This window comes from Allosalinactinospora lopnorensis, from assembly GCF_000981225.1.
Taxonomy (GTDB): Bacteria; Actinomycetota; Actinomycetes; order Streptosporangiales; family Streptosporangiaceae; genus Allosalinactinospora; species Allosalinactinospora lopnorensis.
This window is the reverse complement of the sequence record NZ_LAJC01000021.1, coordinates 15,805-29,331: the sequence shown is the minus strand read 5'-3', so window position 1 is coordinate 29,331 and position 13,527 is coordinate 15,805. Positions and strand designations below refer to the sequence as shown.

The following is a 13,527-nucleotide window of genomic DNA, read 5'->3' as shown; positions in this document are numbered from 1 at the left end:
GCGTGGCCGGGCACTGGCGGTCGGCCGAGCTGGTCGGCGCCCGGCGCGAAACGGACACGGCGCGCAGCCTGACACTGCGCATGGAGGGCGGCTGGCCCGGGCACCGGCCCGGCCAGCACGTCGACGTGCGGCTCACCGCCGAGGACGGCTACACCGCTCAGCGCAGCTACTCGCTGTCGGCCCCGGCCGAGGGGGACACGATCGAGATCACGGTGCAGCGCGTCCTCGAAGGGGAGGTCTCGCCCTACCTCGTGGACATCATGGAGATCGGCGACCGGCTGGAGGTGCGCGGTCCACTGGGCGGCTGGTTTGTGTGGGACCCGGCCTCGACCGACCCGGTGGTTCCGGTCGGCGGCGGCGCCGGGATCGTCCCGCTGATGTGCATGGTCAGGGCCAGGCGCAAGGAGCGGTCCAAGGCGCTGTTCCGCATGCTCTACTCGGTTCGGTCTCCCGAAGAGCGGTACTACTCCGGTGAGCTCGGCCCGCCCGCGTCCGGCGACGGTGGACTGGACGTCTTCGTCGCCTACACGCGCCGAGTCCCCGAGGGGGCGGCGCGGCATCCGGGGCGCCTCGGGATCGCCGACCTGAACACGCACGGGCTCCCGCCGGAGCTGGGCCCTCTCTGTTTCGTGTGCGGCCCGACGGGGTTCGTCGAGGCGGCCGCCGACGCGCTGGTGGCCCTGGGGCACGACCCCCGGAAGATCAAGACGGAGCGATTCGGCCCGACCGGAGGACACCCATGACCACCTCATCCCGTTTCCTGCCCGAGGAGCGCCGGCTCGACGCCAACATGCTCGCCGGGCCGTTGTCGGAGATCTTCGCCGTCGACCTGACCCCGGCGTTCCGCCGGTGCTCGATGTGCGGCCACGGTGGCGCGTTCGCGCAGCTGCACGTCTACGTCGACTGCCCCGGGCTGGTGGCGCGCTGCCCGAACTGCCAGTCGCTCGTGCTGCGTCTGGTGCGCAACGGCAACACCGTCTGGCTGGACCTCGGCGGGACCGGCTGCCTGCGGTTGCACCTGGAGTGAGGAGACCGGGCGGCTTCCCGTTTCCCCGGCCGCTCGTGTGCGCGGCGTTGCCTTGACGCCGCTTTCGGGTAGTCGTGCCGAGGACCGACCGACGATTGGGGGAACCATGGCCGCGAACGATCGGGAACAGGACCTGGTGGACGTCATCGTCTCCGACCACCGCAGTGTGGAGGAGGTCTTCACCGAGCTGGAGAACAGCGCGTTGGAGCCCGAGCGCCGCAAGGAGCTGGTCGACCACGTGATCACCGAGCTGGTGCGCCACTCGGTGGCCGAGGAGCACCACATGTATCCGCTCACGCGCCGGGTACTGGACGACGGCGACCGCATCGCCGACCACGAGATCGAGGAGCACGCCCAGGCCGAGCGGGTGATGGACGAACTCGTGGGCATGGACACCACGGATCCGCGCTACGAGGATCTGGTGCGCACGCTGATCGAGGAGATCCGCCACCACGTCTCCGACGAGGAGAACGACCTGCTGCCGCGGCTGCGGCAGGCGTGCTCCCGGGAGGAGCTGCTGGAACTGGGGCGGAAGGTGCAGAACGCGAAGACGACCGCACCCACCCGCCCGCACCCGAACGCGCCCGACACACCGCCCGCCAACCGCATCCTCGACCCCGGCGCGGGGATGATCGACCGGATGCGCGACGCCCTGACTGGCCGTGGCGCCTGACCGGCCGCGCACTGAGGCCGCCCTGGCCGCCCGGTCATCCGGCTCCTGACGGACGGGGCGGGGGCCCGACACCGGAGCGCCGCCCCGGCCGCATCATCGCGTGGACACGTCCCGGCCCGGGTGTGAGCCTGCCGACCAGGCGATCGGCCACGATCCCGGTGACGAACGCGTAGACGGACTTGTGCAGCAGGTCGACGACCAGCTCCCGCCGGGGCCAGGTCCACGGCGGAGCGCCGACCGCGGTGGCGTTCTCCAGGATCTGGTCGCTGGTCAGCCGTACGACGAGGAACATCGACGACGCCCACGGCCCCCGAAGCCCCGCCGCGGCCTGGAGACCGCGCACGCCGCCCATGAGCGTGCCCTGGCCGAAGTGCATCGCCAGGTTCCACCCGTAGGGCTGCTTTCCGGGACGTTCCGGCAGACCGAGCAGGCGCTCCAGCGTCCGGGCGGGGACGTGGGAGTCGGGCCGGCGCGTGTACGCCTGTTCGATCTTCTCGGTAACCGACATCGCCACCGCGCCCGCGAGGCCGGCGGCCATTCCGCGCGTGATCGCTACGAGCCACATGGGCGCCCGCTACCCGGCGGGGATACGCCCAACCGGGCCCGCTGAAAGAACGTCACGCTGCGTGTCCGCAATCTCTTCGGCCAGGGATGCCCACTCGACGGCTCCCAGCGGCGTGGCGCCGCCGGTTATCCGGAATGACCAGGTAGTTCTTATAGGGGGCCTTTCCGGCCGTACCAGCGCGGATCCCAGCCGTGTGATCGCGGTGCGCATCGTTCCGGCCCGTGGGGGTAGCAGCCGTAGTTCGGTACGTGGCCGTTGAGCCAGCCCGGAGGGAACCGGGACCAGAGCCTGCGAGGGGGCAGAGACGTGTTCCGCCACACCAAGAACCTGCAGTTCGAAGCGAAGCCCGAGAAGCCCGACGCGCTCTACGCGATGAAGCTCCAGGAGCTGATCGGCGGCGCGTTCGGCGAGATGACCGTGACGATGCAGTACCTGTTCCAGGGATGGAACTGCCGGATGGAAGGCAAGTACAAAGACCTCATCATGGACATCGCGACCGAGGAGATCGGGCATGTCGAGATGATCGCCACCATGGTGGCCCGGCTGCTGGAGGACGCTCCCGACGACGTGACCGCGGACGCGGTCAAGGAGCCGGCGGTGGCGGCGGTGATGGGCGGTATGAACCCGCAGCACGCCATTGTGGGCGGCGGCGGACCGGTACTGGCCGACTCCGCGGGGACCCCCTGGAACGGCAAGTACATCGTGGCCAGCGGCAACCTCATGGCGGACTTCCGGGCCAATGTGGCGGCCGAGGCGCAGGGACGACTGCAGACGGCCCGGCTGTACCGCATGACCGACGACCCCGGCGTCAAGTCGATGCTGCAGTTCAACCTCGCCCGCGACACGGTCCACCAGAACCAGTGGCTCGCGGCCATCGAGCAGCTCCAGGAGGACGGCCTTGAGGACCCGGTGGTTCCCAGTGCGCTGTTCGACGAGGAGAACCAGGAGCACGCGCGGACGATGTGGCATCTCTCGGACGGCACCGAGTCGGAGAACGGCCCGTGGGCACACGGGCAGGCGCCGGACGGGCGCCACGACTTCGAGTTCCTGCCCGATCCCAGACCGGAGGGCGCCCCGGCTTCCGCTCCGCCGCCCGCCGAACACCACTACAGCACCACAGCGAAGAGGACCTAGAACGAACTGTGGACGCGGTCGCCGGCGACGGGGCCGGAGCAACGACCGCACCGGGTGGCTCGATCGCCGAGACCACCTCGTTGCCGGTCGCACTGGTTCAGACCGGCGCAGGAAAGGGGGAACCATGATCGAGAAGCTCCGCGAGATGGGTGTCACGTCCACCATGGCCTACATGGCGGGGATCGCCTCCATCGGACTCAGCGCCACGACGTGGCTGGTCTCCAAGAAGACGAAAACGGAGACCACGACGAACCGCGGTGAGGACCGGGCGCTGTTCGTCGGGCAGTGGGCGCCGACGTTCTTCATACTCGGGACGGCGCTGCGCCTGGACGAGCAGATGGACAAGAAGAGGTAGCGGCTGCCCGCCGCGCCTCCGCCGTTCACCAGTGGCCGGCCCGCCGCTATCCGGGACGGGCGCAGCGGAGGGGGCCCGGCCGGTCCACGGTGGACCGCGTACCGAGCGACGCCGCCGATGAGAGCAGGGCGCGGCCCTCCACTCGCACCGGGTGGCGGGGAAGACGATCCGGTGGCTGCGAGCGGCGCGCAGCTCCCGGGTGCCCCCACTCCGACCGCAGGTCCGCGGGCAGGGCGAGGCATTCGGGGCGCCGCGTCCGGGGGCGTCCGCACGGCCGGCGACGAGGGGGACCGGTGCGGCGGGCAGCGCGGAGCGCCGGACGCTCGATGAGAAGCCGGGTAGGGGAGGGACACGATCGTGCGTATCAGGGATTCTGTCGTCGTTGTCACCGGTGCGTCCGGCGGGATCGGGCGCGCGACCGCGCTGGCGTTCGCCAGGAGGCACGCCGTGGTGGTCCTGGCGGCCCGGCGGGAGGCGGCGCTCAACGAGGTCGCCGAGGAGTGCCGCTCGCACGGCGCCACGGCGACGCCGGTGGTCACCGAGGTGGCCGACAGCGAGTCGGTCGACGCCCTGGCGCAGTACGTGCTCGACCGGTACGGGCGGATCGACGTCTGGGTGAACAACGCCGCTCTCACGGGTTTCGCCCCGTTCACCGAGATGCCGCTGGACGACTTCCGCCGGATCGTGGACGTGAACCTGATGGGGTACGTGCACGGTGCCCGCTCCGTCCTGCCGCACTTCCGGGAGCAGGGGAGCGGTGTACTGATCAACGTGTCCTCGGTCGTCGCGGTGGTGCCCCAGCCCTACACCCACGCCTACGGGATGACCAAGGCGGCCGTCCGGGCGCTCAGCACCAGCCTGCGCCAGGAACTACAGATCGGCGGCGCGAACGGGGTCCGGGTGTGCAGCGTGCTGCCCGCCGCCATCGACACTCCCCTCTTCGAGCACTCGGCGAACTACACGGGCCGCAGGATCCTCGCGATGCCGCTGGTCTACTCGCCCGAGCGCGTGGCGTCGGCGATCGTCGGACTCGTGCGGCGCCCGCGCCGGGAGGTCATCGTCGGCCCCGCCGGCCGGGCTCTCGTCTCGCAGGCCAAGACGGCGCCGGGGCTCGCCGAGCGCATGATGGCCCGCCAGGTGGAGCGTTCCCACCTGTCGCGCACCGAGCCCGCCCCGATCACCAGCGGCAACCTGTACCAACCGGCCCCGGGCAGCGGAGCGGTGCACGGCCAATGGCACGGCCGGCGGCAGACCGCCCTCCGCCGGATCGCGGTGGCCGCGCTCACCACCGGGGCGGTCATCGCGATCGTGCGCCGACGGCGGCGGTGAGGCGCGCCGCCACCCGAACGTGCAGCCACCCCCGCCGCAATCCGTCCTGCGGCGGGGGCGGGTCCGCGCGCCTGCGAAGGGGCGGGAAGCGGACGGGGGTCACATGTGTTCGAAGGGGGATTGCCAGTTCAGGGGTGAGGGCTGGTGGCGGTTGGGCACGACGCACATGAGCGTGGTGGCCCCGTGGGTGGCGGCGTAGACGTCTCGTTGCCGTCCAGGGTGATCCCGCGCTGGCAGACGGGCACTCCCGCAGCGGCGGCCCAGGCGTGCAGGGTGTCCAGGTCGGGCACCTGGCGGATCTCGCAGTAGGTGGTCACTCGCACTGCTCCGCCTTCTGCCGGGCCTCGCGCAGCGCGCAGACGTCGCCGGCGCGGTAGATCCGCCATCCGGTGTGGGGGTTGCGCAGGTAGCGGATCCGTCCCTTGCGCGCCCAGGCCCGCATGGTGGAGGGGCGATGCCCAGGACCTGTGCGGCTTCGCCGGTGGACAGGTAGTTGTTCGAGTGGACGTCGTTCACGCCGTCACCGCCTCGGGGAGAAGGCCGAGAAGGCGATCGGCGGCGGTGGTCCAACACCGGCGGCGCGCGATCCAGGCCGCGCGCCGCCGCCGCTCGGCCCGTTGCCGCTGCTCGGCGGCGAGCAGGTAGGGGCGGATTCGCGCGTTTCGGCGCGGTGGCAGGATGACCATGTCATCAACTCTTGGGTAGTTGGTGGCCGCGCCCCCGGACGGTTGCCGCCGTCGCGGGGGTCATGTTTCCCACCACTGTTCTGCGCGTCCACAGATTCCGGATCCGCTTGTCTGTCGGCCGATCCATAGGCCGGTTTGTAGGCCAGGACGCGGGTCATGCAGGAAACCCGTTTCCCCAAGGGTGGAAATCCCCTCCTTCCGGGGAGGGGAAGAAGTCAAAATGGATACATGGCCCCCGAGACGTTCCCGCAGATGCTCAAACGGCACCGCACGGTGCGCGGCTGGTCGCAGCAGCGGCTGACCGATGTGCTGTGTGCGGAGTCCGGCCGTCCCACGGTGACGCGCCAGGAGGTCTACCGCTGGGAGTCCGGACGCCGGGTGCCCAGGTTCTGGCTGCCGTACCTCGCCTCCGTTCTCGACATCCCACGGGAGGAACTGGAACGCGCAACGGTGCTGAACGAGGACGACCGCGACCGCATCGCCCGTAGCGTCGCCGCGCCGTCCCGCATCGATGCGAGGACCGTGGAAGCCCTCGCGGAGGTACTGGCCGCACAGCGGCGGCTTGAGGACGCCGTAGGTCCGGCCGCGATACTTCCGGCGGCCAGGGCACAGCTCGACACGGTGAGCGGATTTGCCCGGGAAGCGCGCGGGCCGCGCCACAAGTCCTTGCTGGCTGTAGCAGCGGAATGGACCCAGTACACCGGTTGGCTGCTTGCGGCCGTTCGTAGGGACAAGGAAGCCGTGACCATGCTGGGGCGCGCGGAAGAGATGGCAGACGAAGCAGAAGCCCCAACAGTGGGGGCGGTGGCCGTGTCGTTTCGCGGCTACGTAGCACGTCAGCAAGGGCGCTTCATGGGTGTTGTGTGCCTCGCAAGCTGCCCTGCACACTCCTGACGTACACATCGCTCAGCAGGTGTTCGACACGCTGCAAGCGGCACAGGGCTGCGCGGCTCTGGACGAAGGAACCAAGGCGCGCCGATTGCTGGACGATGCTGCACGGTATTCCTCCGACGTTGGTGATCCTCCAGGAATTGTCTACTGGTACACGCCATCTTTTTTCCGGCTCAACATCGGTCTTGCGCTGTTATCGCTGGGCGATTACGCGGACGCGGCGGGCCACCTCCACGCCGGACTCGACGGGCTGCCGACGGACCAGCGCGACGCCGAATGGACCGGCGAGTATCGGACCGCCCTGGAACACGCCAAGACCGCCGCTTAGCAAACGCTGACACCGCGCACGGCAGAAGGCCGCTCCTGCGTTCGGTGGACAGTACGGAGGTGTCTGCTCCGCTTCGGCATGGGTCCTCGCCGTCCACAGGCTGGGGACGCGATGGCCGATGGCACCCGCTTCCCGCCTCCCGAGCCGGCGTGACCCGCCTCCCGCGCCGCGGGCCCCGGCCCCGACAGGGGCGGAACCAGGGCAGTCTCAGGGCTTACCCCGGTGGTAGAACGGTGGGCGCTGCGGGATACTCGGCCCCATGGGCGAGGACAACGACAAGACCGCACCGGAACGGCAGCACCTGCGGATCTCCGACTCCGAGCGCGACGCCGTCGCCGCCAGTCTGCGCGAGCGCTCGCCGAAGGCCGACTGGATCCCGGCGAGCACGGCGAACGGCTGGACGCCGCCTACAGTGCCAAGACCCAGGGCGAGCTGGCGGACCTGCCCGCCTCCGGCGCCGCGGCCGTGTCGGCGGAGCGGTCCGACGGGACACCCCGCCCCGTTCGCGGCGTTGAGCGGGTGGTCGACACGCCGCCGGCCAGCAAGAACGCCTTCACCGTCATGTCCGGAGCCGATCGGACGGGCGCGTGGGTGGTTCCGGAGAGGTTCTCGGCGGCCAGTGTCCTGGGCGCGGTCACGCTCGACCTGCGCGAGACCAGGTTCGCCGCGCGGGAGACCACGATCCGCGCCCATTCGCTGCTGGGCACGGTGGAGGTCATCGTCCCCGACGACGTGGTGGTGCGGGTCGATGGCGCCGGAGTTATGGGCGGGTACTGGCTGGACGGGGATCCGCCCGTCATGACCGACCCCGACACCCCGGTCGTCACCGTCACGGGGGTGTCGCTCCTGGGGTCGGTCTGGGGCGTCTACAAGCGGCGCGACCACCAGAAGCCGAAGAGGAAGAAGTGGTGGAAGCGGGGTCGCAAGACGATCGGGAACTGAGTTCCCGGTACCCGCCGCCCCGCAGTCGCACCACGTTGCGGCGCCACCTCGTCCACCAGTCGCCCACCGCCTTGAGCGAGACCTGCAACATCGCCGCGACATCCTCACTGCCACCGCCCGCCCCCTACGCTGCGACCACCCGCATCCGTAACGCCTCCTGCGCCGATACGACGACAACTGCCGTACGTCTCCCGCCAGTTCACTTACACAGGGGTCAACGGCCCAGAACACCTATCGTTTCGGATCAATAGCTGATGCGGTGGACATCTGCGTGTCGTCTGACTGCGCCGTCGTCGACCAGGAAGCCGGCGCGCCAAAGCAGGCCTTGCCACCTCATGAGCGGGTCACGAAGAGATCGATTTCGGGCGGCGTACCGGGAACGAGTTCGTACTTCGCGAAGTCGGTGACGCCTTCCTCGCGAAGTACGTCCTCGTCGAGGAAAAAGCTGCCAGTGCATTCGGTGCTTGGACGAGTGAGGATGGCGTGGGCTGCATCGGCCATGATGTCGGTCGAGCGGCAGCCCGCTCGGCCGAGACCGAAGATCGCGGAAGCGGCTGTGTAGATCATTGTCTTCGGCCACAACGCGTTGACAGCACGATGCCGGCTCGCAGTTCTTCGGCCAAACCCAGGACCGTCATGCTCATCGCGTATTTTGACATGGTGTAAGCGGTTCGGTTCGCGAACCAGTCGGCCTGCAGATCGATGGGCGGCGACAAGGTCAGGATGTGTCCGTTCTCGGAACGCTCAAGGTACGGGATGCAGGCCTGTGATGCGGTGAACGTCCCTCGCACATTGATGTCGAACATCAGATCGAAGCGCTTGAGTGGCGTGTCCGCGGTCTTTGCCAGGAACACTGCACTTGCGTTGTTCACAAGCACATCAATACCGCCGAAGTGGCGGGCGGCCGATGCGACGGCCTTCGCGACCTGGTCGCCTTGGCGTACGTCGAGAGTCAGAGGGAGTGCCCGCCCGCCTGCCTCCTCGATCTCAGCTGCGACCGTGTGGATAGTCCCCGGGAGCTTGGGGTGCGGTTCTGCTGTCTTGGCTGCGATGACGACGTTGGCGCCCTCCGCGGCAGCCTGAGCGCTATGGAACGGCCGATGCCACGGCTCCCGCCGGTGATGAAGAGCGTTTTGTCCTTCATGGAGGTCACGCTTCTCTCCGATCAGTGTCGTCCGGCTGGAGTCGTTGGCCGGCACGGCTGAGATAGTGGTCGCGAAGCGCGAACTTCTGGATCTTCCCCGACGCTGTCTGCGGAAACTTGGCGACGAACTCCCAGACCTGCGGGATTTTGTAGCTAGCGATCCGGCCTGCGCAGTGGCTGATCAGGTCGTCCGGCGTGAGGGTCGCGCCCGGTCGGGCCTGGACGAACGCAGCCACGATCTCCCCCCACTCATGGTGCGGCAGGCCTACGACGGACACGTCAGCGACCGAGTCGTGTGTGAAGAGGAGATCCTCGATCTCGCGGGGATAGATGTTCTCGCCACCGCGGATGATCATGTCCTTGACCCGGCCCTTGATGCGCACGTAGCCCGCCCCGTCCATGCTTCCCAGGTCGCCGGTATGGAGCCAGCCATCCTTGTCAATGGCCGTTCTAGTAGCCTCCGGATTCTCGAAGTAGCCGCTCATCACGCAAATGCTCCGCGTGCAAATTTCACCCAGCTCACCGAGGGGTACCAACTCGCCGGTGTCCTGGTTGGCGATCTTTACTTCCACGTGTGGCAATGGCCGTCCGACTGTCTCCCACCACTGCGGATGCGTGTCACTCGGGACGGTGTGGGTAATGTAGGGCGCCGCTTCCGTCTGTCCGTAACCGATCCCTACGTTGACGCCGAAGTCGCGCTGTGCCCGTCGGATGAGCTCGACCGGTACAGGCGCGCCACCCAGTGTGGCGAGCCTCCACGAGCTGAGGTCACGCGCTGCCGCGCGCTGGGCGTCCAGCATCCGGATGAGCATCGTGGGCACTGACAGCAGTATGGTTCCGCGGTGGTGCTCGAACAGGTCCAGCATGAGATCGGCGTCGAACTTTCCCGGCAACACGTGGACGCCGCCGGTCTGCAAGGCGCCCAGTGTGGCAAGCCCACAGCCGGCCGTGTGGAACAGCGGCATCGGGTTGACCCATACGTCCTCTGGTGTCGCCCCGATCGTCTCCGCATAGAGTCGGCCGTTCACGGCAAGGGCTCGGTGGGCGAGCACGGCGCCTTTGGGGAAGCCGGTCGTCCCCGACGTGTACTGGATCTGCGCCGGATCTGTGGAACCGACCTTCGGCAGACGGGAAGTCGTGGCTGAGGAGAGGGAAACGAAGTCGGCCCACTTGTCCAGGGACTGGACGAATCTGAGCTCGGGCAGCTCTACGGAGACATTCCGCGCCATGGCTGGCAAGTCGCGTGAATGGACCTGCTGTTGGACGAAGATACCCTGCGTCCGCGACTGCCGGAGGACGAATTCAAGTTCAGCAGACCGATAGGCGGGATTGACGGTTACCAGAGTGATGCCCGCAAGCGCCGCTCCCAGCTCCAGGAGCACCCACTCCGGGGAGTTGGCTGACCACACGGCGACCCGTTCACCGGGGTGGAACTGAGTCAGTAGAGCTCGCGCTACCGCTTCCGAATCACGAAGGAGCTCAGCGTAGGTCCAGGTGCGCGCGTCACTTTCGACGATGCCCTCCACAAGTGCGGTCCGAGAGGACCAGCGGGCAGCGGCCTTCCGGAGGGCGTCACCGATCGTGTAGTCACAATCGGAGATTGTGGTGATGGCAGGCCAGTGCGCCGCCTTTGCTTCGTGCTCTGTTGACGACACGTCTCCGTCATCCTTCGGGTCGGGCGAGGCGGGCGCATCCGGGTCGGCATGGAGTCGCCGGTTGATGCGGTCTGTGATTCCGCCCCAGGCGCGGACCGGAGGATAGGCGTCGGGATCGACGACCACGTCCAGCACGGTCACCGTGGTGGATGCCAGAGCCTTCTTGAGTTCGGGCCCCAACTGGGAGCAGTTGGTGATCTGGGTTCCGACGGCCCCGACCGCCTGCGCCATCGCGGCATGATCGACGGGCTGGAAATTGATGCCCGTGGTCGTCTGCCCGAAGGCTGCCATCTCGGCGTGCCGCTGAGCGGCGAGGAGTTGGTTGTTGAGCACAATCACGGTCAGGGGGAGGTCCTCGCGGATGGCTGTCTCCAGTTCAGACCACACGTGGGCGAACCCGCCGTCGCCGACGACGGCGACCACGCGGGCATCGGGAGTTGCCAGCTTCACTCCGAGCCCAAGGGGAAGACCCCACCCCAGCCCCGCCAGACCACGGGGCAGAATGAACCGCTGACCGGCCAGCTTGGCGGTGAGGTAGCTCGCTACCCAGAACGAGGAGTAGCTCGCGTCCGCGACAACAATGTCGCCGCGGACGAGCAACGCGTCAAGCTCCCTCATAAGCCTCTCTGGAGCGATGGGGTGAGCATCGAAGGGCATCGCCGCCTCGATCTCTTCGGCGCGGCGTCGATGTCCCGCAGTGATGCGATGGCGGAGAGTCTCTGCAGCGCGCTGTCGCTGCGTGAGATCGCATGCCTCCAAGGCGTCCGCAAGGTCGCTGAGAGCCGATCGTGCGTCACCGACGAGCCGCAGCGCCTCGTAGTTGCGGCCGACTTCCAATGGGTCCATGTCGATGTGGATGTATGTTGCGTCGGGCGAGGTGAGAGTCCACCCCTCCGTTCCGTTCTCGTTGGTCCGCGTTCCAACCAGCAGGACGACGTCGGCCTCTTGGATAAGAGACAGATGGTGGTGTGCCGGGCCTCGCTGACCCGTTACGTTCGCTGCGACACCCAACGACAAGGCGTCCAGCTCACTCACCGCCCCCTTCCCCATGTTCGTCGTCACGACGGGGAGGTGCGCCACGCGTTGGAGTGCGGCCAGTTCCTCTACCGCACGCGATAGGTGCACTCCGCCACCTGCGACTACTAGGGGGGAGCGGGCCTCAGCGATAAGGCGAGCCGCCTCCGCAACCGCAGTGGCTTCGGGCCGCGGCCGGTCGAGCGGAAACCCGCCCAGATCACGCCTGCGGCTGAAGCGCGCTGTCACTGTCGGCGCCTGCAGGACGTCCTTCGGGAGCAGTAGCACGACGGGGCCTGGTCGGCCACTGTTGGCGACCGCCATCGCCATGTCGACGTTGTCGTCCACTCGTGAGGGGTCGTCGACCCGGCGCGTCCACTTCGAGACCCCCGCGAAGAGCGCGAAGTGGTCCAGTTCTTGGAAGGCGTTACGGTCCCGGGCCGATGCCGGTACCTCTTGCACCAGAACCAGCATCGGGATTGAGGCCTTCAGGGCTTCCGCCATGGGCGGCACTGTGAGCGTGGCGGCCGGACCGTTCTGGGCGGCGACGACGGCGATCCGATTGCTGATCCGGGCGAAGCGTCAGCCATTACGCCTGCGGCGTTCTCTGTGCGGTACAGGACCTGGCGGATACCGGTCCGCTCGGCGGCCAGCATGAAGGCTGTCGGGTTGCTCTGACCGAAGATCGATGTCACGCCGTGCCGGGCAAGGGCGTGAGCAAGTACGTCAGCAACGGTGTCACTCAATGCGCTTCCTCCTCGTTACGCGATCAGTATTTCATTTTATGAAATAAATATCAACTATTGAAATTCCTCGGGTCTGGGGCATGAGAGGCCGGGCTTCGGACCGGACGGAGCGCCATCGGTGCCGCGGCAGGGGGCGTCGCGAGATTCCGCGGTTCCTCGGCGGTGCTGTGCGTCAGCTAGACCTCCGGCAGCCCCACCCGCCCCGCGTTCTCGGACTGCTAGTTTTCATAATGTGAATATGCGGTCAACTAAGCAGCCGCCGCTCCAGACGGTCGAGCGTGCGCTGAACTTTCTCGAGTGCGTCGCTGGACGCGAATCCCCGCCCACGGTTCAGCAGGTCGCGTCCGAGCTGGGCTTGAACATCACGACCTGCTATCACCTGATGCGGACGCTGATCGGTCGTGGATATCTCGAACGGCGGCCGGACCTGACCCTCACCCTCGGCGCGAGCGTCGGGGCCCTGTTCAATCAGTACCGGCGCAGCTTCAACGTCAGCGAGAAGCTGTTCGCCCTCGTGACCGACCTCGCGCGGAAGTCTGATGAGACGGCCTTCTTCTCTACACTGGAGACCAACAACCGCGTGATTCTCAAGGTACTTGTCGAGGGTTCGCAGCCGCTGAGGGTCAGTGGTCTGTACGTCGGGCTGACGGGCGGAGAATACATTCGGGCGGCGGGCAAGGCTGTGCTTGCACATCTCAGCCCCGAGCAGCAACGCGAGATGGTGCTCAAGGACTTGGGCGAGTATACGAAGGCCCAGCAACAAGACCTGTTTGCCGCTCTGGATCAGGAGTTCGAGGTGATTCGCAGCCAGGGCTGGGCGGAGGACGCGCAGGAGTCGAGCCTGGGAATCTCCGCCATCGGGTCACCCGTGTTCGACAAGGACGGAAAGGTGTACGGCGCCGTCGGCATCGTTGCCCCGACGTCCAGGATGGACAGCTCGCATTCCGAGCGGGTCCAGGAAGTTCTGGAGGCCGCACGTCAGGCAACCGCACTCCTCAGCGTCTGACGGTGAGGGCCATGCGCATGGCCGCGCAAATG

The 13,527-nt window shown here is 67.8% G+C and carries 17 protein-coding genes and 1 pseudogene; 10 read left to right on the top strand and 8 right to left on the bottom strand.

The features are described 5' to 3' along the window. Positions 1-2: 2 nt before the first annotated feature. The 3 genes from VS93_RS10025 to VS93_RS10015 all read left to right on the top strand — a co-directional run bounded on the left by VS93_RS10025 (position 3) and on the right by VS93_RS10015 (position 1,700). Positions 3-743 (top strand): ferredoxin reductase, encoded by a 741-nt coding sequence (locus tag VS93_RS10025; RefSeq protein WP_236700451.1) that lies wholly within the window; start codon positions 3-5, stop codon positions 741-743. Then, positions 740-1,027 (top strand): DUF6510 family protein, encoded by a 288-nt coding sequence (locus VS93_RS10020; protein ID WP_046469695.1) that lies wholly within the window; start codon positions 740-742, stop codon positions 1,025-1,027. The genes VS93_RS10025 and VS93_RS10020 overlap by 4 nt, the downstream gene beginning before the upstream one ends. A gap of 106 nt (positions 1,028-1,133) precedes the next feature. After that, on the top strand, positions 1,134-1,700 hold the full coding sequence (locus tag VS93_RS10015) for a hemerythrin domain-containing protein (protein ID WP_046469694.1): 567 nt from the start codon (positions 1,134-1,136) through the stop codon (positions 1,698-1,700). 34 nt (positions 1,701-1,734) lie between these two features. On the opposite strand, the gene VS93_RS10010 is transcribed toward VS93_RS10015, so the two are convergent. Further along, positions 1,735-2,265, bottom strand: coding sequence for a hypothetical protein (locus VS93_RS10010; RefSeq protein WP_046469693.1), 531 nt, complete (start codon positions 2,263-2,265; stop codon positions 1,735-1,737). Between the two features lie 306 nt (positions 2,266-2,571). Here VS93_RS10010 and VS93_RS10005 point away from each other — a divergent pair, with 306 nt between their 5' ends. From VS93_RS10005 to VS93_RS09995, 3 genes are all read left to right on the top strand, one after another. Then, a complete protein-coding gene (locus VS93_RS10005; RefSeq protein WP_046469692.1) occupies positions 2,572-3,399 on the top strand; it encodes a manganese catalase family protein in 828 nt (275 codons plus the stop codon). Positions 3,400-3,523: 124 nt separating this feature from the next. After that, positions 3,524-3,754, top strand: a complete 231-nt coding sequence (locus tag VS93_RS10000; protein WP_046469691.1) for a hypothetical protein — start codon at positions 3,524-3,526, stop codon at positions 3,752-3,754. A gap of 357 nt (positions 3,755-4,111) precedes the next feature. Beyond that, positions 4,112-5,083: an SDR family oxidoreductase gene (locus VS93_RS09995; protein ID WP_046469690.1), complete on the top strand. Its 972-nt coding sequence runs from the start codon at positions 4,112-4,114 to the stop codon at positions 5,081-5,083. A gap of 128 nt (positions 5,084-5,211) precedes the next feature. Here the strand turns inward: VS93_RS09995 and VS93_RS29030 are convergent, their stop codons facing one another. The 3 genes from VS93_RS29030 to VS93_RS29025 all read right to left on the bottom strand — a co-directional run bounded on the left by VS93_RS29030 (position 5,212) and on the right by VS93_RS29025 (position 5,769). Then, positions 5,212-5,400, bottom strand: coding sequence for a VOC family protein (locus VS93_RS29030; RefSeq protein WP_156184762.1), 189 nt, complete (start codon positions 5,398-5,400; stop codon positions 5,212-5,214). After that, positions 5,397-5,525, bottom strand: a complete 129-nt coding sequence (locus tag VS93_RS32465; RefSeq protein WP_269082822.1) for a hypothetical protein — start codon at positions 5,523-5,525, stop codon at positions 5,397-5,399. The genes VS93_RS29030 and VS93_RS32465 overlap by 4 nt, the downstream gene beginning before the upstream one ends. 70 nt (positions 5,526-5,595) lie before the next feature. Continuing rightward, a complete protein-coding gene (locus VS93_RS29025) occupies positions 5,596-5,769 on the bottom strand; it encodes a hypothetical protein (protein WP_156184761.1) in 174 nt (57 codons plus the stop codon). A 228-nt stretch (positions 5,770-5,997) separates the two neighbouring features. On the opposite strand from VS93_RS29025, the gene VS93_RS30350 reads away from it, so the two are divergent. From VS93_RS30350 to VS93_RS09985, 3 genes are all read left to right on the top strand, one after another. Next, on the top strand, positions 5,998-6,663 hold the full coding sequence (locus VS93_RS30350) for a helix-turn-helix transcriptional regulator (protein WP_052745655.1): 666 nt from the start codon (positions 5,998-6,000) through the stop codon (positions 6,661-6,663). 19 nt (positions 6,664-6,682) lie between these two features. Then, on the top strand, positions 6,683-6,988 hold the full coding sequence (locus tag VS93_RS26875) for a hypothetical protein (RefSeq protein ID WP_156184760.1): 306 nt from the start codon (positions 6,683-6,685) through the stop codon (positions 6,986-6,988). A gap of 222 nt (positions 6,989-7,210) precedes the next feature. Further along, the gene (locus VS93_RS09985) at positions 7,211-7,930 is read left to right on the top strand and encodes a DUF1707 SHOCT-like domain-containing protein (RefSeq protein ID WP_338022713.1); all 720 of its coding nucleotides are present in this window, start codon (positions 7,211-7,213) and stop codon (positions 7,928-7,930) included. Positions 7,931-8,263: 333 nt separating this feature from the next. Here the strand turns inward: VS93_RS09985 and VS93_RS30345 are convergent, their stop codons facing one another. The 4 genes and pseudogenes from VS93_RS30345 to VS93_RS30340 all read right to left on the bottom strand — a co-directional run. Beyond that, entirely contained in the window at positions 8,264-8,497 is a 234-nt protein-coding gene (locus VS93_RS30345) for a Rossmann-fold NAD(P)-binding domain-containing protein (protein WP_201776593.1), read from the bottom strand. After that, the gene (locus VS93_RS09980; protein WP_201776592.1) at positions 8,494-9,129 is read right to left on the bottom strand and encodes an SDR family oxidoreductase; all 636 of its coding nucleotides are present in this window, start codon (positions 9,127-9,129) and stop codon (positions 8,494-8,496) included. Before VS93_RS09980 ends, VS93_RS30345 begins: the two co-directional genes overlap by 4 nt. Then, positions 9,080-9,430, bottom strand: a complete 351-nt coding sequence (locus VS93_RS31365) for an AMP-binding enzyme (RefSeq protein ID WP_236700458.1) — start codon at positions 9,428-9,430, stop codon at positions 9,080-9,082. The genes VS93_RS09980 and VS93_RS31365 overlap by 50 nt, the downstream gene beginning before the upstream one ends. A gap of 126 nt (positions 9,431-9,556) precedes the next feature. Beyond that, positions 9,557-12,438, bottom strand: a pseudogene (locus tag VS93_RS30340) (acetolactate synthase catalytic subunit); the annotation flags it as partial. A 289-nt stretch (positions 12,439-12,727) separates the two neighbouring features. Here VS93_RS30340 and VS93_RS09965 point away from each other — a divergent pair. Beyond that, positions 12,728-13,495 (top strand): IclR family transcriptional regulator, encoded by a 768-nt coding sequence (locus tag VS93_RS09965; protein ID WP_046469689.1) that lies wholly within the window; start codon positions 12,728-12,730, stop codon positions 13,493-13,495. Positions 13,496-13,527: the final 32 nt, after the last annotated feature.